16 protein-coding genes are annotated in these 17431 nt (G+C 68.3%); 4 read left to right on the plus strand and 12 right to left on the minus strand.

Annotated features, from left to right (window positions below; translation table 11 throughout):
• Window positions 1-110: 110 nt before the first annotated feature.
• From A5727_RS06800 to sfnG, 8 genes are all read right to left on the minus strand, one after another.
• Entirely contained in the window at window positions 111-2114 is a 2004-nt protein-coding gene (locus A5727_RS06800; RefSeq protein ID WP_068246587.1) for a vWA domain-containing protein, read from the minus strand.
• Window positions 2107-3489, minus strand: coding sequence for a sigma 54-interacting transcriptional regulator (locus A5727_RS06805; RefSeq protein WP_068246633.1), 1383 nt, complete (start codon window positions 3487-3489; stop codon window positions 2107-2109). The genes A5727_RS06800 and A5727_RS06805 overlap by 8 nt, the downstream gene beginning before the upstream one ends.
• Before the next feature lie 79 nt (window positions 3490-3568).
• Entirely contained in the window at window positions 3569-3973 is a 405-nt protein-coding gene (locus A5727_RS06810) for a RidA family protein (RefSeq protein ID WP_068246590.1), read from the minus strand.
• A 1-nt stretch (window position 3974) separates the two neighbouring features.
• Window positions 3975-5537, minus strand: coding sequence for a bifunctional phosphoribosylaminoimidazolecarboxamide formyltransferase/IMP cyclohydrolase (gene purH, locus A5727_RS06815; protein ID WP_068246593.1), 1563 nt, complete (start codon window positions 5535-5537; stop codon window positions 3975-3977).
• Window positions 5534-6172, minus strand: coding sequence for a phosphoribosylglycinamide formyltransferase (gene purN, locus A5727_RS06820; protein WP_068246596.1), 639 nt, complete (start codon window positions 6170-6172; stop codon window positions 5534-5536). Before purN ends, purH begins: the two co-directional genes overlap by 4 nt.
• A gap of 9 nt (window positions 6173-6181) precedes the next feature.
• The gene (locus A5727_RS06825) at window positions 6182-7594 is read right to left on the minus strand and encodes a cell division protein PerM (protein ID WP_068246599.1); all 1413 of its coding nucleotides are present in this window, start codon (window positions 7592-7594) and stop codon (window positions 6182-6184) included.
• Between the two features lie 53 nt (window positions 7595-7647).
• Window positions 7648-8478, minus strand: a complete 831-nt coding sequence (locus tag A5727_RS06830) for a DUF5336 domain-containing protein (protein ID WP_068246601.1) — start codon at window positions 8476-8478, stop codon at window positions 7648-7650.
• 164 nt (window positions 8479-8642) lie between these two features.
• On the minus strand, window positions 8643-9773 hold the full coding sequence (gene sfnG, locus A5727_RS06835; protein ID WP_068246604.1) for a dimethylsulfone monooxygenase SfnG: 1131 nt from the start codon (window positions 9771-9773) through the stop codon (window positions 8643-8645).
• A 196-nt stretch (window positions 9774-9969) separates the two neighbouring features.
• Here sfnG and A5727_RS06840 point away from each other — a divergent pair, with 196 nt between their 5' ends.
• Window positions 9970-10815, plus strand: a complete 846-nt coding sequence (locus A5727_RS06840; RefSeq protein ID WP_068246607.1) for an LLM class F420-dependent oxidoreductase — start codon at window positions 9970-9972, stop codon at window positions 10813-10815.
• Window positions 10816-10906: 91 nt separating this feature from the next.
• Here A5727_RS06840 and A5727_RS06845 read toward each other — a convergent pair whose 3' ends face one another.
• From A5727_RS06845 to sucC, 3 genes are all read right to left on the minus strand, one after another.
• Window positions 10907-12439: an acetyl-CoA acetyltransferase gene (locus A5727_RS06845; protein ID WP_068246610.1), complete on the minus strand. Its 1533-nt coding sequence runs from the start codon at window positions 12437-12439 to the stop codon at window positions 10907-10909.
• A gap of 145 nt (window positions 12440-12584) precedes the next feature.
• On the minus strand, window positions 12585-13487 hold the full coding sequence (gene sucD / locus A5727_RS06850) for a succinate--CoA ligase subunit alpha (RefSeq protein WP_068246613.1): 903 nt from the start codon (window positions 13485-13487) through the stop codon (window positions 12585-12587).
• Window positions 13488-13502: 15 nt separating this feature from the next.
• Window positions 13503-14666 carry an ADP-forming succinate--CoA ligase subunit beta gene (gene sucC / locus A5727_RS06855; RefSeq protein ID WP_068246616.1) on the minus strand — a complete coding sequence of 388 codons (1164 nt, stop codon included), beginning with the start codon at window positions 14664-14666 and terminating at the stop codon, window positions 13503-13505.
• 281 nt (window positions 14667-14947) lie between these two features.
• On the opposite strand from sucC, the gene A5727_RS06860 reads away from it, so the two are divergent.
• From A5727_RS06860 to A5727_RS06870, 3 genes are read left to right on the plus strand one after another with little or no spacing between them, the layout of a single operon-like run.
• The gene (locus A5727_RS06860; protein WP_068246619.1) at window positions 14948-15952 is read left to right on the plus strand and encodes a M23 family metallopeptidase; all 1005 of its coding nucleotides are present in this window, start codon (window positions 14948-14950) and stop codon (window positions 15950-15952) included.
• 4 nt (window positions 15953-15956) lie between these two features.
• On the plus strand, window positions 15957-16586 hold the full coding sequence (locus A5727_RS06865; RefSeq protein ID WP_068246623.1) for a hypothetical protein: 630 nt from the start codon (window positions 15957-15959) through the stop codon (window positions 16584-16586).
• A 43-nt stretch (window positions 16587-16629) separates the two neighbouring features.
• A complete protein-coding gene (locus A5727_RS06870) occupies window positions 16630-17190 on the plus strand; it encodes a hypothetical protein (protein ID WP_068246626.1) in 561 nt (186 codons plus the stop codon).
• A 51-nt stretch (window positions 17191-17241) separates the two neighbouring features.
• Here the strand turns inward: A5727_RS06870 and A5727_RS26815 are convergent.
• Window positions 17242-17431, minus strand: a 190-nt coding sequence (locus A5727_RS26815; RefSeq protein WP_157521261.1) for a hypothetical protein, incomplete at its 5' end; no start/stop codon positions are given.

A 17431-nucleotide genomic window follows, 5' to 3' on the forward strand; every position in this document is an offset into this window, starting at 1 on the left:
AGTGAAGTGCCGTCAGAGACCCACCACCGTTTTGTGCGGAACCGCAGGCAAATGAGCCGAATTGGCTGCAATTCCGCACAGAACGTGGGCGGTTGGCCCCCGCCATCGCGCTAACGCCGTCGCCGCGCCTTGAGGTAGTCGCCCACCACCGCGGCGCCCAACCCGTCGAGATCAGGCTCGACCACCCGCCCCTCGACTCTGCGCGCCACCTGGTCGATGAACCGCGCCAGGCCGGGATCACTGCCCAACCGGAAGATGGTGACCTGCGCGCCCAGCCGGGCGATCTCGTCGAACCCCTTGACGGTCAACCCGATGGTGCGCGGATGCGGCGGATAGTCGAAGAAGACCGCCGTACCCCCGTCACCGCCGTAATCCTCCAGGTGCGCGGTGGGCTCACCGTCGGTGACGATCAGCACGACGGGCTGCGCATTGGGATGCCGGCGCAGATGCCGGGTCGCCAGCGCCAGCGCGTGGTGCAGGTTGGTGCCCTGCTCGTAGACGCCCTCCAGGCCGGTCAGCTCGGCCGCCGTCACGGTCCGGGCGTAGCGGCCGAACGCGATGATCTGCAGGTCATCCGAACGGAAGCGGGTGCTCACCAGATGGTTGAGCGCCAGGGCCGTGCGCTTCATCGGCAGCCACCGGTTCTCCATCACCATCGAGAACGACGTGTCCACCAACAGCGCGACGGCGGCCTGGGTCCGCGTCTCGGTCTCGGACACCTCGACGTCCTCGACCGTGATCCGGATGGGCTGGCCGTCCTCCCCGGTCCCGGCCTCGCGGATCGGTCCCGCATTGGTCCCCGCCGTGCGGAGCACGGCATTGGTCAGCGTGCGGGTGACGTTCCACGGTTCGGTGTCGCCGAACGCCCACGGCCGCGTCGCGCCGGTCAACTCCCCCGCGGCACCGGCCCGCCGCGTCTGGCGTTCCCCGTGCCGGCCGGAAAGCTGTTGTGCCACATCACGAAGCGCGGCCTGACCGAGCTGACGCATGGCCTTCGGAGACAGCCGCCACTGGCCGTCGGAGCCACGATCCAGGAAACCCTGGTTCATCAGCGCGCGCTCCAGGTCGGCCAGGGTGCGGGCGTTGACCGCGGCCTCGTCCCCGAGCTGACGGGCCAGCATGTCGAGGTCGACGTCATCCATCGACGCCCCGGCATAGGACTGCGACAACTGCTCGGCCAACTGCTCGAGTTCGGCGATGTCGGCCAGCGCCTGAGCACCCTCACCCATCCCGAGCGGATCGTCGCCCGAGAACCGCTGCGAGCCGTCCCAGTCCTCACCGGGACGCGCGGCCTGCAGATGCGAGTCCAGCCGATTCAACGCGTTCATCAGCGACGGCGACCCGAAAGCCTGTTGCGCCAACGCATCCAGCTCGGCGCGCTGCTGCTCGGAGAGGCTGTTGCGGAACCGCTGGGCCGCCGCGGCCCGCTGCGCCAGGGAATCCAGAAGCTCGTCGATGTTCTTCGGGTTCTCCGGGAAGAACTCGCCGTGCTTGTCCATGAAGTCCTGGAAGTCCTGCTGCGTGTCCTTTCCGGCAGCGTGCTTGTCCAGCAGATCGTTGAGGTCGTCGAGCATGTCGTTGACGCGCTGACGGTCCTCATCGGTGGCGTTCTCCAGGGCCTGCTTCATCCCGGCGAACCGCTGGTCGAGCATCTCGCGACCCATCAGGTCCTTGATCTGCTCGTACTTCTGCCGAGCCTCCTGCGACCGCCAGTCGTACTCCGACAGTTCCTGCACGGCCTTGGCCGGCGACGGCGACAGCGACTCCAACTGCAGTTCGCCGAACCGCGCGTCGTCGTCGAGCGCGCGTGCCAGCTCCTTGCGCTCGGCCAGCACGGCCTCGTCGAGCAGCTTCTTGATCTCCTGCAGCGTGCCGTCGAGGTTGTTGCGCTGCAGCAGTTCTCGACGCCGGCGGTTGGCCTCGGCGGCCAGCTTGTCCGCACCCTTCATGTTCTGGGTGCCGCGACGCAGCATCTCCTGAAGGGCACGGCGCGGCGAGGAGCCCTCCATGACGTCCTGCCCGATCTGCTCCAACGCCTCGCGCAGATCGACCGGGGGCGCCAGCGGGTCGGGCCCGCCGGTGTATCTCGAATATCTCGAGGTGCGTTCAGCCATAGACCGTTTCGCCTTCACCGGACACCTTGTCGATGCGCTTGGCCAGATACAGGGCCTCGAGCGCCAGCTCGGTCGCCGACGCGCGCTGCCCGTCGGACTCCGCGCCCAGGCGCTGCGCGATCTGGTCGAGCACGGGCAGGTCCGGCAGCGCAGCCAGCACGTCCTTGGCGCTGACCCGCTCACCCGTGGTCACCGGCGAGCCCGCCTCGATGGCCGCCACCAGGGGGCCCACATCCAACCCGCCGAGCACCCGCGACGCGGTGTCCGCGGTGGCACGACGCAGAAGGTGCTCGAGCACCGCCTGTTCGCGGCCCTCCTCCCCCGATTCGAACTCCAACTTGCCGCGCAGCACGTCGATGATGGTGCTGAGGTCGACGACGCGTGCCACCGGGTCCTGCTCGCCCAGGATCGCGCCACGATGCCGGGCCGACGCGGCGACGGTCTCGGCGGCCGCGATCGCGAACCGCGCCGACACACCGGAGCGCTGGTCCACCGAATTGGACTCGCGCAGCAGACGCGCGAATCGGGCGATGATCTGCAGCAGGTACTCCGGCACCTCGGCCGACAGGTGCGCCTCCTGGCTGATGACGCCGACCTCGGCGTCCAGTTCCAGCGGGTAGTGGGTCCGAATCTCGGCCCCGAACCGGTCCTTGAGCGGCGTGATGATCCGGCCGCGGTTGGTGTAGTCCTCGGGGTTGGCGCTGGCCACCACCAGGACGTCCAGGGGCAGGCGCAGCGTGTAGCCGCGCACCTGGATGTCGCGCTCCTCCATGACGTTGAGCATCGACACCTGGATGCGCTCGGCGAGGTCGGGCAGCTCGTTGACCGCGACGATGCCACGGTGCGCCCGCGGGATCAGGCCGTAGGCGATGGTCTCGGGGTCCCCGAGGCTGCGTCCCTCGGCGACCTTGATCGGGTCGATGTCGCCGACGAGGTCGGTGGTGTTGGTGTCGGGGGTGGCCAGCTTCTCGGTGTACCGCTCACTGCGATGCCGCCACTCGATGGGCAGATCGTCGCCCGACTCGGCCACCCGGCGGATCGATTCGGGCGTGATCGGACTGTAGGGATGCTCGCCGAGCTCCGAACCTGCGATCACCGGGGTCCACTCGTCGAGCAGACCCACCAGCGAGCGCAGCAGACGTGTCTTGCCCTGACCGCGCTCACCGAGCAGCACGAAGTCGTGACCGGCGATCAGCGCGCGTTCGACCTGCGGCAACACGGTGTCCTCGAAGCCGAAGATCCCCGGCCAGACGTCGGTTCCATCGGCAAGCGCCGCCAGCAGATTGTCGCGGAGTTCCTGCTTGACGCTCTTCTCCTCGTGACCGGAAGCGCGCAGCTCACCGACGGTACGAGGCTGATCCTTGGGTGAAGTCACCACTCCACGCTACGACGGGTCGGCGGGGTGGTCATGTGCTCCCCCGCAATTGCGCGTTATGCGGACGCGGGAATAGGGCTTACGGGTTCGCCGCTGGACGGACCGCGAGCGCCTCGATCTCGACTTTGGCCGCCTCCGACACCAAGCCGCTGACGATCAGCAGGGTGTTCGGCGGATAGACGCCGGACGGATAGAGCTCCGGGTAGACGAGCCTGCGCCCCGCCACGAACTCCGGAATCGACTCACGGCCGACCACGTAGGTGCGGAACCCGACCACGTGCTCGAAGCCCAGTCCGGCGGCCGCCAGAGCAGTCCCGATGTTGGCGAACGTCAGCCTCGTCTGCTCGGCGCCGTCTGGCGGGAACTCGCCGTTGGCGTCGGCACCCAACTGGCCCGCGATCATCACGATCTCGCCGGCGGGTGCGATGCCCAGTGTCGAGTAGTCGCCGAACTTGGGCAGGGGTGCGTCCTGGTATTCCGCCATGTCAGTGCGCGAAGTGCCGGGCGCCGGTGAGGTACAGCGTGATGCCGGCCTTGGCCGCGGCCTCGGTCACCAGTTCGTCACGCATCGATCCACCGGGGTGCACCACGGCCTTGACGCCCGCCGCGGTCAGCACCTCCAGGCCGTCGGGGAACGGGAAGAACGCGTCCGAGGCCGCCACCGCGCCCTGGGTGCGGTCACCGGCGCGCTCGACCGCCAGCCGCGCCGCGTCGACACGGTTGACCTGTCCCATGCCGACGCCCACCGTCGCGCCGTCCTTGGCCACCACGATCGCGTTGGACTTCACCGCGCGTCCGGCACGCCAGGCGAACTTGAGATCGGCCAGCGTGGCCGCGTCCGCCGGCTCACCGGTGGCCAGCGTCCAGTTGGCCGGGTCGTCCCCCTCGGCGTCGAACTCGTCCCGGGTCTGCACCAGCAGACCGCCGCTGACCTGCCGGAACTCGGTGCCCCCGAGTTGCGGCTCCGAGGCCACCAGAATCCGGATGTTCTTCTTGCGCGCCAGGATCTCCACGGCGCCGTCCTCATAGGCCGGGGCGATGATCACCTCGGTGAAGATGTCCGCCACGGTCTCGGCCATCTCGACGGAGACGGTCGAGTTGGTGGCGATCACACCACCGAATGCGCTCAGCGGGTCACACTCGTGGGCCTTGCGGTGCGCGTCGGCCACCGACACCGACGAGATCGCGATACCGCACGGGTTGGCGTGCTTGATGATCGCGACGCAGATCTCCTCGTGGTCGAACGCCGCCCGCCAGGCCGCATCCGAGTCGGTGAAGTTGTTGTAGGACATCTCTTTTCCGTGCAGCTGCTCGGCCTGCGCCAAGCCCGGCCACGCGGTGTCATCGCGGTACAGGGCGGCCTGCTGATGCGGGTTCTCGCCGTAGCGCAGCACCGCGGTGCGGCGATACGTGCCGCCGAACCATTGGGGCAGCTTCTGGGCAGGCTCCTCCGGAGCAAGCGTCGAACCCATCCATGTCGCCACGGCCACGTCGTACTCGGCGGTGTGACGGAACGCCAACGAGGCCAGGATCTTCCGCTCGGCCAGCGTGAACCCGCCGGACCGCACGGCGGCCAGCACGCCGTCGTAGCCGAGGGGGTCGACGACCACGGCGACGCTGGGATGGTTCTTGGCAGCGGCGCGCACCATCGAGGGTCCGCCGATGTCGATCTGCTCGACGCACTCGTCCGGGGCCGCCCCCGAGGCGACGGTCTCGCTGAACGGGTAGAGGTTGACGACGACGAGTTCGAAGGCCTCGACGCCCAACTCCTCGAGGGCCGCGGCGTGCTCGGGCTTGCGCAGGTCAGCCAGCAGACCGGCGTGCACCTTGGGGTGCAGGGTCTTGACTCGGCCGTCGAGCACCTCGGGGAAGCCCGTCACCTCCTCCACCGGAGTCACCGGAATGCCCTGTTCGGCAATCTTTTTCGCGGTGGAACCGGTGGACACGATCGCCACGCCGGCCTCGTGCAGACCACGGGCCAACTCGGCCAGGCCGGTCTTGTCGTACACACTGATCAACGCGCGCCGGATCGGTTTACGTTCGCTCATCCGAAGGTTGCCTTTCGTCCGTTCCAGATCACACCGCGCGTTGCCATCGCGGCGAGCACGTCCACCAGCAGTCGCCGTTCGACGACCTTGATGCGTTCGTGCAGAGTCTCTTCTGTGTCGTCGTCGCGCACGTCGACCGCCTCCTGCGCCAGGATCGGTCCGGTGTCGACACCGCTGTCCACCAGGTGCACCGTCGTCCCCGTCACCCGCACGCCGTAGGCCATCGCGTCGGCCACCGCGTGCGCACCCGGGAAGGACGGCAGCAGCGCGGGGTGGGTGTTGACCACCCGGCCCGGGAAGGTCGAAAGGAATTTCGGCCCAAGAATTTTCATGAATCCCGCAGACACCACCAGGTCGGGTTCGTGCGTGCGCGCGGCGTCGGTCAGCGCGAGGTCCCACGCCTCACGGTCCGGATGGTCGCGCAGTCGGACCGTGAATGTCGGGATTCCGGCGTCGGCGGCGATCTGTGCGGCCCGGCAGTCGCGGTCCACCCCGACGGCCACCACGCGTGCCGGGTAGTCGCCGTCGGCGACGTTGCTGACCTCCAGTAGCGACGCCAACAGCGAACCGGTGCCCGAAGCCAGCACGACCAGCCGGGACGGTGCGCTGGGAGGGATCCGGAGCGGTTGCTGCACGCGGAAAGCTTAGTCGGAGCGCTCAGGCGGTTCGGGGGCGGTGGGTCGGTCGTTGTCGGCCTCCCACAGATCCTCGGCGTCGGGCAGGTCGTCGTCGGGTTCGGGAACAGCGGTCGAACGCCGCGGCATGACGATGGCTTCGGTCACGGCGTCGTCCTCGTCGGACAGCGGTTCGAAGGCGTTGGTCTCGACGTCGTCGGTGAACAGCGCCTCCTCGTGCGGCGGCTCCCGGCGGGCTTCGAGTTCCCGCACCGGCGCGGGCGCCGGCGGGGGTTTGGGTCGCCGGGTCAGACCGCCGGCCATCGCCACGGTCAGCGCGCCGACGCCGAAGAACCACAGGAACACGGCCGGGCCGAACGTCGCCTGATCCACCCCGACGTGGCCGAAGTTGCCCAGCTCTCCCCCGCCCATCAGGCCGAGCAGTGCCATCACGCCGGCCGCCAGCGCAGCCGCCACGGCGACCTTGGCCATCGCGGGGAGCAGCGGCAGCGGACGGCGGGCACACTGCTGGCCGAGTGCGACACCCGAGGCGGCACCGATGATCAGCAGCGCCACCCACACCGGCCCCAGCGGCGGCGTCGGTGCGGCCGCGAGAATCGGCACCGCGGGGATGTCGCCGCCGAACACCGTGAACGAACTGAACGTCGCGAAGCCGACGTGCGCCGAGGACCCGACCGCCATGGCCGCCGTGCCCACGACGACGTTGGGGATGTAGAGCACGGCCAGCACGGTGAGGCTGAACTGCCCGAAGAGGGAGTCGGTGATGCCGTACAGCTCGTGCATCGTCGACCAGTGCACCACCAGCGACAACGCGGTGGCGGCCGCCGACAGACCGAACAGCGCCAGCACCCCCGCCGTCGCCGCGCGCACAGCGTCGGGCAGCCAGTCCGGCAGCGGCGCGGACTGCAGGGCGCGCCGGCCCACCTTGGAGCCGACGCCCAGCGCGGCGCCGACGGCGTGGACGCCGAGCACCGCGGCGAAGGCATGCGACGCACTGGGCGTCTGGAGTTCGGTGAGGACCGACGCGGCGTCGTGGATGACCGCCAGGGCGATCGCCGCGATCAGCATGGGTCCGCCGAGCGCTGAGGCGACGACCCAGCGGATGACGAACCAGGGCGGCCTGCCGGTGCCGCGATCGGGCACCGCGGCCGCTGTGGTGTGCGCGGTGCCCCACACCATGAGCAGGATCGGCAACAGGGGCATCACGCCGAGTTCGCGACCGCCGATGGAGATGGGCACCCCGTGCACGCCCAGCCACATACTGGCGATGGCGCCGAACGCGCCGGTCATATCGCTGTTGGCGATGAGGAGTTGCAGCAGAACGATCGCCGCGATGATCACCAACGCGACGATCGCCGGGCCGAATGCGACCCGGACCAGATCACGGGCCTGCCGTGCGCCCGCCGTGCGATTGTCGTGCATTCACGTCCGACGTGCCCGCACCCGGCCTGTGGGCCGGGTGCGGACAGGTGCGACTAAGGCGTGGTCGGACCGGTGGGCGGCGTGGGCGCCTGCTGGGTGGGAGCACCCGGGGCGATCCCACCGCTGGGCGGCTGGGCCGAACCCACCGCGGGCGGCGGGCTGAAGCTCGGGTACCCGGTCGGCGGAGTGGGCGGGCCCTGCTGGGCGCCGCCCTGCGGAGCGCCGTAACCGCCGGCCGACGGACCCTGCGGGTAGCCGCCGTACTGCGACGGGTAGCCGGGACGCTGTCCCTGGCCGGGGCCCGGTGCGCCGGGCTGCTGACCGTAGTAGCCCCCGGGCGGGCCGTACTGGCCGTACTGCGGCTGGTCGTACTTGGGCCGCGGGGCGGGCGGGGTGATCACCCCGGCCTCGAGCAGCAGAGCACCGATCGCCGCGATGGTCTGCAGCAGGGCCGCAGCGAGGAACACCCAGAACGCCCAGCCGACGGCGAAGCCCTCAGGCTTGCCGATCAGATCGGAGATCGCCAGCAGCAGGCCGAGCGTGGCCAGAACCGCGATGACCGCGTAGTAGTTGTGGGCCTTCGGCAGCAGGCTGACCGCGGCGAGCAGCGCCGCGAGCAGCACACCGAGGACCGGCAGTCCGCTGCCGGTCGCCGAGATCTCGCTCACGAACGAGCCCATCTCGGTGCTGAGGGTGAACATGGGCCCAAAGGTCACCAGGTAGGCGATGAACCCAAGGGCCACCACGGCGATCGTCAGGTACTGCGGCAGTCTGCTCGGACCACCGTCAGCCGCCTGACCGACCGACGCCGGGGCGCCGTACGAACCGGGGGGCTGAGCGGGCGGGTATCCGGAACTGCCGGGTGAGCCGGATGAGTAGGTCATGACCTCTCCTGTGTCGTCGGGCGCCGCCTCCCGCGGCGCTTCCGTGGACCGCGACCGGCCCGCGCAGGGCAGCGTGGCACTCCGGCGTACCGATCACGATTCGAACACCCACGCTAGCGCACGTTGAGGTGCGCGCCACTCGCCAATGCGCGTGTCCTGCGAGGCTAGGCCGAGGCCAGAACCGGCGCGCCGACCGACCCCTGCTCAGCGGCCTCGATCTCCCGCACCAGCGGGAGCACGTTGGCGCCGAAGTATTCGATCTCCTCCTGGAAATGCAGGAATCCGCCCAGAATCAGGTCGACGCCACGCTTGCGGTAGGCCGCGATGCGCTCGGCGATCTGCTCCGGAGTGCCGATCAGGCCGGTGCGGAATCCGTCGTTGTACTGCACCAGATCCTCGAACGAGGAGTCGGCCCACATGCCCTTCTTGTCGCCGGTGGAGTTACCAGCCTGCTGCACGGCGCTGCGAAAACCCTCGACAGCGGGTTTGTTGGCCTTGGCGATGATCTCTTTGAGGACCTCTTTCGCTTCCTTCTCCGAGTCGCGGGCGATGATGAACCCATTGAGGCCGAACTTGACCTCACGGCCCGCGTCGCGCGCGTGGTCGCGCACCTCGACGACCTGCTCGGTGATGCCCTCGAAGTCCTTGCCGTTGGAGAAGTACCAGTCGGCGTAATGACCGCCGTTGCGACGGGCCGCCGTCGAGTTGCCGCCCTGGAACAGCTCAGGGTTGGGTCGCTCGGGGGTGTTCAGCGGCTTGGGTTTGAGGGTGAAGTCGTGGATCCGGTAGAAGTCGCCGCGGAAATCCACGTCATCCTCGGTCCAGATCCTGCGCAGCACCTGCAGGAACTCGGCGCTGCGCCGGTACCGCTCGTCATGCTCGAGCCACGGTTCGCCCAGGTGGGTGAACTCGTCCTTGAACCAGCCCGAGACGACGTTGACGGCGAATCGGCCGTTGCTCAGGTGATCAGCGGTGGCGCCCAGCTTCGCGAGCACAGCCGGTTGCCACAGGCCCGGGTGCACCGCGGCGATGACCTTCAGGCGTTCGGTGGCCAGCAGAAGCGCCAGCGAGAAGCTCGTCGACTCATGCTGGTACTCGGCGCCGTAACTGGCCTCGTACCGGACCTGGCTCAGGGCGTACTCGAAACCGTTGTTCTCCGCGGTCTGGGCGAGCTTCCTGTTGTACTCGTAGTTCCAGTCGGTGCGCTGCTCGATGTCGCTGGTGACCAGGCCGCCGCTGACATTGGGCACCCAGTAGGCGAACTTGACGTGGTCGGAGATGCGTTCGGTCGTCATGGTGTGCCATCACAGTCGGTGCACGCCCTCGGGTCACGTATTTAATTCTCCGGGGCTAAAAATCCCCCCTCGTCCCGGCCGCGGCGATCGGAACCACGAGGACGTGACGCTGGTGCGGGCACGACCACGTCGCCGAGGGGTGGGTCCTGCTCGACCCCCCTGGTCAAACAACTAGAACACGTTCTAGATTCAGTCCATGAACTTCGGGCTTGTGCTCTTCACCAGTGACCGGGGCATCACGCCCGCCGCAGCGGCCAAGTTGGCCGACGACCACGGATTCACCACCTTCTACGTGCCTGAGCACACCCACATTCCGATCAAGCGGCAGGCCGCACACCCCACCACGGGCGACGAGACCCTGCCCGACGACCGCTACATGCGCACGCTCGACCCGTGGGTGTCGCTGGGCACCGCGGCCGCCGTCACGTCGCGTGTGCGGTTGTCCACCGCCGTGGCCCTGCCCGTCGAGCACGACCCCATCACGCTGGCCAAGTCGATCGCCACGCTGGACCACCTGTCCGGCGGACGGGTGTCGCTGGGCGTCGGATTCGGTTGGAACACAGATGAACTGGCCGACCACAAGGTGCCGCCGGGCCGGCGTCGCACCATGCTGCGGGAGTACCTCGAGGCGATGCGCGCCCTGTGGACGCAGGAGGAGGCCGAGTACGACGGCGAATTCGTGCAGTTCGGCCCGTCCTGGGCGTGGCCCAAGCCCGTGCAGTCCCACATCCCCGTGCTCGTCGGCGCCGCGGGCACCGAGAAGAACTTCAAGTGGATCGCGAAGTCCGCCGACGGCTGGATCACCACTCCTCGCGACTTCAACATCGACGAGCCCGTGAAACTGCTGCAGGACACCTGGGCGGGCGCCGGGCGCGACGGTGCACCCCAGATCGTGGCGCTGGACTTCAAGCCGGATCCCGAAAAGCTGGCCCACTGGCGCGATCTCGGGGTCACCGAGGTGCTGTTCGGCCTGCCCGACAAGCCCGAGGCCGAGGTTGCGGCCTACGTCGAACGCCTCGCCGCCAAGCTCGCCGCCCTCTGACCCCTTCGCCCAAACGAACGTTTGGGCGAAGAAGTGCGAGTGGAATCGGGCAGAACGTCAATCTCGGCGCTGGACCGGCGCGGCGTGCCGGCTAGGCCAACCGCGCCGAGTTGACGCCGTCGGCGGCGGTCACCTCGATGGCCGCCCCCAACGGATCGCCCTCGGTCATCAGCGCAAGCAGGTCGGCATCGGTCGTGGTGGCCATGAAGCGACTGCCGTCGGCGTCCACCCTGCCGATGATGATCCCGGTGCGCTCGGGCCAGTCGTAGCGCACGGAGTAGGTCTCGATTGTCCCGCGGCCGTTGACATCCCGGGTGACGGCGACTTCGGGCAGCTCGTTGATCCGCGCCTGGAGCCGCGCGCTGTCGCCGGCCCTCCACGCGACGGGCTCGGTGGAGTAGACACCTGTCGAATACTTGCTCATCACTCCGCCGTTGGCACCGACGAGACCGAAATGGCCGGGCCGATCACGCATCTCCGAGACGACCTCGGCAATTCCGTGCAGCGAGTAGCTGTTGCCGGGACCACCGAAGTAGGGCAGGCCACCGGTGAGGGTCAGCCCACGCGGGTCGTCGGCCGCGAGCCCGGTGGCGTCGCACACCGCGAAGACCGGGAACGGGAAGCAGCTGTAGAGATCGAAGCAGGCGATCTCATCGAGGCCGACGCCCGCCATCGTCAGCGCTGCGGTGACCGCCAGATCCGCTGACGCGCTGGCGCCCAGATCCTCTCGGACCAGCAGCTCCTGCTCGACGAGGTCGGCATGGCCATGAAGGTAGACCCACTTGTCCTCGGGCACACCGAGGCGTCGCGCCGCCTCCACCGACATCACCAGCGCTGCCGCACCCTGGTTCACCTGATCGCGGGCGACCATCAGCCGCGGATAGGGGTCACAGATCATCCGGTTCTCGGCCGTGACGGTGACGAGTTCGTCGACCGAGCGCTCCACCGGCGACGACGAGAAGGGGTTCTTGGCGGCGACTTTCGAGAACGGTGCGAAAAGCTCCGCCATCTGCTGCCGGTAGTCGGCGACACCGAGACCCAGGCGGGCCCGGCGCGCGTTCTCCAGCAGGCCGTACTGCACGGGCGCACCGGTCAGGCCGTGCTTGACGGTGTACTCGCTGATGTACTGATCGAATCCGAACCCGCGGTCCTCGAGTTGACCTCCGACATGTTCGGTGAAGTCGGGCTTGTCGTCCCGTTTGGCGAAGTGCCGCGTCGTCGAACCGGGTTCCGAACCGAGCACCAGGACGACGTCGGCGTCTCCCGCGGCGATGACACCCGCGAACTCGGTGAGCACCTTCTGCGGGCCATGCCCACCCAGCGGCTCCAGGACCGCCCGCTTCGGGTCGGCGCCGATCCGGCCCGCGACCGACCGGAGGTAGTTGTCCGAGGCGCCCAGGGGTGGGCTGCTGAAAGGGGTGCAGATCTCGAACTGCCGCAGACCCACGAACACGTCAATGGCTGCGGCGACAGCGGCGACGTCGACCTCGGTGTCGGCCAGGGCCGCTTGTGCCGCCTCCGTGGCCAGGTCCACCGCCGACATGCCGCGGTAGCCCGAGTCCTCGATGCGTTCGGTGAACTGACCGACGCCGACCACGACGGGCGTATGGGGATCCACAGTCATTTTGACAGGCTAAACGAACTGTCCATCCGGCGCGAAAAGGGCAGGCCGGGGCAATCCGGAGCCCGTCGCCAGAGGGGACGCCCAACAGAAATCGCCCCCAAACCGAAGTTTGAGGGCGATTCTGTTGCTGCTGAAGGGTTTTCCCCTACAGGCTCTCGAGGATCTCGCGCGCCAGCTTGGCGGTCTCCGACGGCGTCTTGCCGACCTTCACGCCAGCGGCCTCCAGGGCCTCCTTCTTGGCGGCCGCGGTGCCCGAGGAGCCCGAGACGATGGCGCCCGCGTGGCCCATGGTCTTGCCCTCCGGCGCGGTGAAGCCCGCGACGTAGCCGACCACCGGCTTGGTGACGTTGGCCTTGATGTAGTCGGCCGCACGCTCCTCGGCGTCGCCGCCGATCTCACCGATCATCACGATGACCTTGGTCTCCGGATCCTTCTCGAACGCCTCGATGGCGTCGATGTGGGTGGTGCCGATGACCGGGTCGCCGCCGATGCCGATGGCGGTCGAGAAACCGAAATCGCGCAGTTCGTACATCATCTGGTAGGTCAGCGTGCCCGACTTCGACACGAGGCCGATCGGACCCTTGCCGGTGATGTTGTTGGGCGTGATGCCGACCAGCGACTCACCCGGGGTGATGATGCCGGGGCAGTTGGGGCCGATGATCCGGGTCTTCTGACCCTTCTCGACGTTGTAGGCCCACGCATAGGCGGTGTCCTGCACCGGGATTCCCTCGGTGATGACCACGAGCAGCGGGATCTCGGCGTCGATGGCCTCGATGATGGCGTCCTTGGAGAACGCCGGCGGCACGAAGGCGATCGACACGTCGGCGCCGGTCTCCTTGATGGCCTCGGCGACGGTGCCGAACACCGGGAGTTCGATGTCGTTGCCGTCCTTGTCGACGTGCGACACGGTGGTGCCCGCCTTGCGGGCGTTGACGCCGCCGACGACCTGGGTGCCGGCCTTGAGCATCAGCTTGGTGTGCTTGGTGCCCTCACCGCCGGTGATGCCCTGGACGATGACCTTGGAGTCCTTGTTCAGGAAGATGGACATAAGTTGTTGGCTCCCTTACTTATTCGCCAGCTCGGCGGCCTTATCGGCGCCGGCGTCCATGGTCTCGGCCTGGATGACCAGGGGGTGGTTGGCCTCGGCGAGGATGCGGCGACCCTCTTCGACGTTGTTGCCGTCGAGGCGGACGACCAGGGGCTTGTTGGCCTCGTCGCCGAGGATCTTCAGCGCCTGCACGATGCCGTTGGCCACCGCGTCACACGCGGTGATGCCGCCGAACACGTTGACGAACACGCTCTTGACCTGCGAGTCGCCCAGGATGACGTCCAGACCGGCTGCCATCACCTCGGCCGAGGCGCCGCCGCCGATGTCGAGGAAGTTCGCCGGCTTCACGCCGCCGTGCTTCTCGCCCGCATAGGCCACGACGTCCAGCGTCGACATGACCAGGCCCGCGCCGTTGCCGATGATGCCGACGGCACCGTCGAGCTTGACGTAGTTGAGGTCGTGTTCCTTGGCCTTGAGCTCGAGCGGATCGGTGGCGTCCTTGTCCTCGAACTCCGCATGGCCGGGCTGACGGAAGTCGGCGTTGGCGTCGAGGGTGACCTTGCCGTCCAGCGCCAGGATCTGGTCGTCGGGCGTGCGCACCAGCGGGTTGACCTCAACCAGGGTGGCGTCCTCGGCGACGAAGACCTCCCACAGCTTCTGGATGGTCACCGCGGCGGCGTCGAGCACCTCGGCGGGCAGGTGTCCCTGCTCGGCGATCGAGCGGGCGAAGGCCAGGTCGACACCCTTGACGGCGTCGACGGGGACCTTGGCGAGACGATCGGGCTTGGTGGCCGCGACCTCTTCGATCTCCATGCCGCCCTCGACCGAGCACATGGCCAGGTAGGTGCGGTTCGCACGATCGAGCAGGAAGGAGATGTAGTACTCCTCGGCGATGTCGCTGGCCTCAGCGACGAGGAGTTTCTTGACGACGTGGCCCTTGATGTCCAGGCCGAGGATGTTGCCAGCGTGCGTGAAGGCGTCTTCGGGAGTGGCGGCGTACTTCACGCCGCCAGCCTTGCCTCGGCCGCCGACCTTGACCTGCGCCTTGACCATGACGGGCTTGCCGATCTCCTCGGCGATCGCCTTGGCGTCCTCGGCGGAATCGGTGACCCGTCCCGGAGTGGTCGGAACGTTGTGCTTGGCGAACAGTTCCTTCGCCTGATACTCGAATAGATCCATGAGCTTCCTAACTGACGCGCAGTCTGTCTATCGGCAATGACGGCGGTGACTGTTTGGGGGGTTTTTGACCCGTTGGGCACCTTATCGACCTCAGTGCGACGCGTTCGCATCGCCTACCACTGTTGTGGCACATGTCACCACTGGGCATAAAGTGATTGAAATCACAATCTGCCCAGGAACAGTTCTACGGGTTGCCACCAACATTGGAGTTTGGTTAACGTCTCTGGGGTCTTCGATAACGCTTTGGTCACGAGACTTACGACATCAAAGGGACGTCAGCTTTGGCAACGCATCATTCGACACCGGCATCACGTTCGGGAACGTCGAGGAGCGCGCGCCGCGCGGAGCAGGATTTCCACCCCAATGAAGTGACCGACATCATGCCGTTCAATGAGTTCGGCAGCCTCGATGACCTCGACGGACAGCCCGGCGTCTTCGACACCGCGACCGATGTCCTGCGCGCTCCGGAACTCGACGATCTCGCCGACATCGAAGAGACGCCGTTCCAGTTGATGCGCCGCATGGACCTCAACGTCATCCACGATCCCGACGCCACCGACGTGATCCCGCGGATCGGCGGGGGCCAGCACCGCAAGCCCGCCGCGAGCGCCCTCAAGGGCCGCGTGATGATCGCGGCCATGGCCGCGGGCGCCGCTGCCGCCGCCGCGCACAGCGCCGTCAACCCCGCGGACAAGGCCTCGGCCGAGACCACGCTGGCCTCCGACACGACACTGGCCGGCGCCACCAACGTGACGGGCACCGCCCGCGGCATGCAGGTCGTCAGCGTGACGCCCGCGCTCAACAGCACGCTGCACTCCGAGGAGCTCGCCAAGGGCGCGGCCTACGCGCAGGAGCGCGCCGAGCGCGAAGCCCGCCTGGCCCGCCCGCTGTTCGCCAAGCCCACACAGGGCATCTTCACCTCCGGATTCGGCTACCGCTGGGGCGCCCTGCATGCGGGCGTCGACCTCGCGGGCCCGATCGGTACGCCGATCTACGCCGTGGCCGACGGTGTCGTGATCGACGTCGGCCCCACCGCGGGCTACGGCGCCTGGGTCAAGCTGCGGCACTCCGACGGCACCGTGACCCTCTACGGCCACATCAATACGTGGACCGTCAGCATCGGCCAGCGTGTGTTCGCCGGCGACCAGATCGCCACGATCGGCAACCGCGGCTTCTCGACCGGTCCGCACTGCCACTTCGAGGTCATGCCCAACGGCTCGGACCGCATCGACCCGGTGCCGTGGTTGGCTCAGCGCGGCATCAGCGTCGGCGGCTACGCCGGCTGACCCGGTGACCCAGCCGCCCTCCACACCACACGAGCCCCCCTCCGGGGAACAGACTCGCATCATCCGCCGGGCCCCCACCGGTGACACCGGAGCAGTGCCCCGGGCCGACGACGCCCACACGAGCATCATCCGCCGGGCCCCCACGCAGGACTCCGGGGCGCAGGCCCAGGCCGACAACGCCCACACCAGCGTCATCGGGCCGGCCCCCACGGGATCGTTCTCGACCCAGCACATCCCGACGCCGAAGGTCGGCGCACCGAAGGAACCGAGTCCGGTGACCGCGGTCGCGGCCTGTGTCGTGGCGATGCTCAGCGGATGGGCCACGTCCGTCGTCGCGACGAGCCTCATCATCGGATGGTGGGACACCGACCGACTGTTCTGCGTGGCCGTGGCATTCCTGGCTTTCGTGTTCGCCTCGAGCACGATCACCGGCATCGTGATGGTGCTGCTGCGCCGCATCATGGGCCGCTGGCTGGTGGCCGCCGGCGCCGTGGTCGCGCTGCTGGCGTTCGTCGGGGTGTTCATCGCCGGCGCCAAGATCCCCTGGATTGTCTACGCGATCCCCGTGCTGCCCGTCGTCAGCGCTGCCCTGGCACTGCACCCCGCCACCAAGCGCTGGATTTTGGTGTCGTGACGACCTTCTGAACCGGGTTACGGTCGTTGCACGAGGAGGTTCCATGTATCCGAACCCTGTGCAGTACCAGCCCTACCAGGCCCAGCCGGCGTACCCGGGAAACCCGATGTACCCGGCGTACCCGCCCGCGCAACCACTCCCGGCCCGGCCCAGCGGTGTCACCGCGATCACCGGCGCCATCCTGAGCCTGCTGGGCGGACTCGGGCAGGTGTTCACCATCTTCGGCGCCCTTGCGGCACTCACCCTGACCTCGGACAGCGTTGTCGGCCAACATCTTCCGGACTGGTACGGCGCAGTCATGGTGCTGACGCTGCTGGTCAGCATCGCGCTGTGCGCGGGACTGCTGGTCGGTGGCGGATTCCTGCTGGTCGGCCGCTCGTGGGCGCGGATCGTCGTCGCAGCCGCCTGCGGTGCGGCGATCGTCTTCGGGATCGTCAGCCAGGTCGTCGCATCGGCGATGTACCGGAACATGGGCGCCGGTGTCGCCGCCAGCCGGGACGCGTCGTCCGTGTTCGGTTTCGTGGGCCTGATCTTCCCCATCGCGACCGCGGTGCTGGTGCTGCTGCCCAGCACCGTCGCCTGGTGCCGAGCCCGTGGCGTGTGACGGCGTCCCGATGCCCGCGGGCACCGTGATCGCGGCGGGCCGGGACAGCGCCTAGAGCTTGCTCACCGGGGCGTGGTTGTGCATGAGCTTGACGCGGCCCGCGCTGCCGAAGTCGATGAGCGACATGGCCGACTCCCCCACACCGGACACCTCCTCCACGCGGCCCAGCCCGTACTTGTCATGCGTGACACGGTCTCCCGGCGCGAGCACGAGCAGGGGGCGGTTGGGGGCGGGGGCGGGG

Origin of the sequence: Mycobacterium sp. ACS4331, from assembly GCF_001667265.1 — a bacterium.
In the GTDB taxonomy this organism is placed as follows: domain Bacteria; phylum Actinomycetota; class Actinomycetes; order Mycobacteriales; family Mycobacteriaceae; genus Mycobacterium.

Excerpts from the sequence above, each read along its gene's own strand:
- A5727_RS06800 (WP_068246587.1), bottom strand. The coding sequence starts at position 2,114 with ATGGCTGAACGCACCTCGAGATATTCGAGATACACCGGCGGGCCCGAC.
- A5727_RS06810 (WP_068246590.1), bottom strand. The coding sequence starts at position 3,973 with ATGGCGGAATACCAGGACGCACCCCTGCCCAAGTTCGGCGACTACTCG.
- purH (WP_068246593.1), bottom strand. The coding sequence starts at position 5,537 with ATGAGCGAACGTAAACCGATCCGGCGCGCGTTGATCAGTGTGTACGAC.
- A5727_RS06825 (WP_068246599.1), bottom strand. The coding sequence starts at position 7,594 with ATGCACGACAATCGCACGGCGGGCGCACGGCAGGCCCGTGATCTGGTC.
- A5727_RS06830 (WP_068246601.1), bottom strand. The coding sequence starts at position 8,478 with ATGACCTACTCATCCGGCTCACCCGGCAGTTCCGGATACCCGCCCGCT.
- sfnG (WP_068246604.1), bottom strand. The coding sequence starts at position 9,773 with ATGACGACCGAACGCATCTCCGACCACGTCAAGTTCGCCTACTGGGTG.
- A5727_RS06840 (WP_068246607.1), top strand. The coding sequence starts at position 9,970 with ATGAACTTCGGGCTTGTGCTCTTCACCAGTGACCGGGGCATCACGCCC.
- A5727_RS06845 (WP_068246610.1), bottom strand. The coding sequence starts at position 12,439 with ATGACTGTGGATCCCCATACGCCCGTCGTGGTCGGCGTCGGTCAGTTC.
- sucD (WP_068246613.1), bottom strand. The coding sequence starts at position 13,487 with ATGTCCATCTTCCTGAACAAGGACTCCAAGGTCATCGTCCAGGGCATC.
- sucC (WP_068246616.1), bottom strand. The coding sequence starts at position 14,666 with ATGGATCTATTCGAGTATCAGGCGAAGGAACTGTTCGCCAAGCACAAC.
- A5727_RS06870 (WP_068246626.1), top strand. The coding sequence starts at position 16,630 with ATGTATCCGAACCCTGTGCAGTACCAGCCCTACCAGGCCCAGCCGGCG.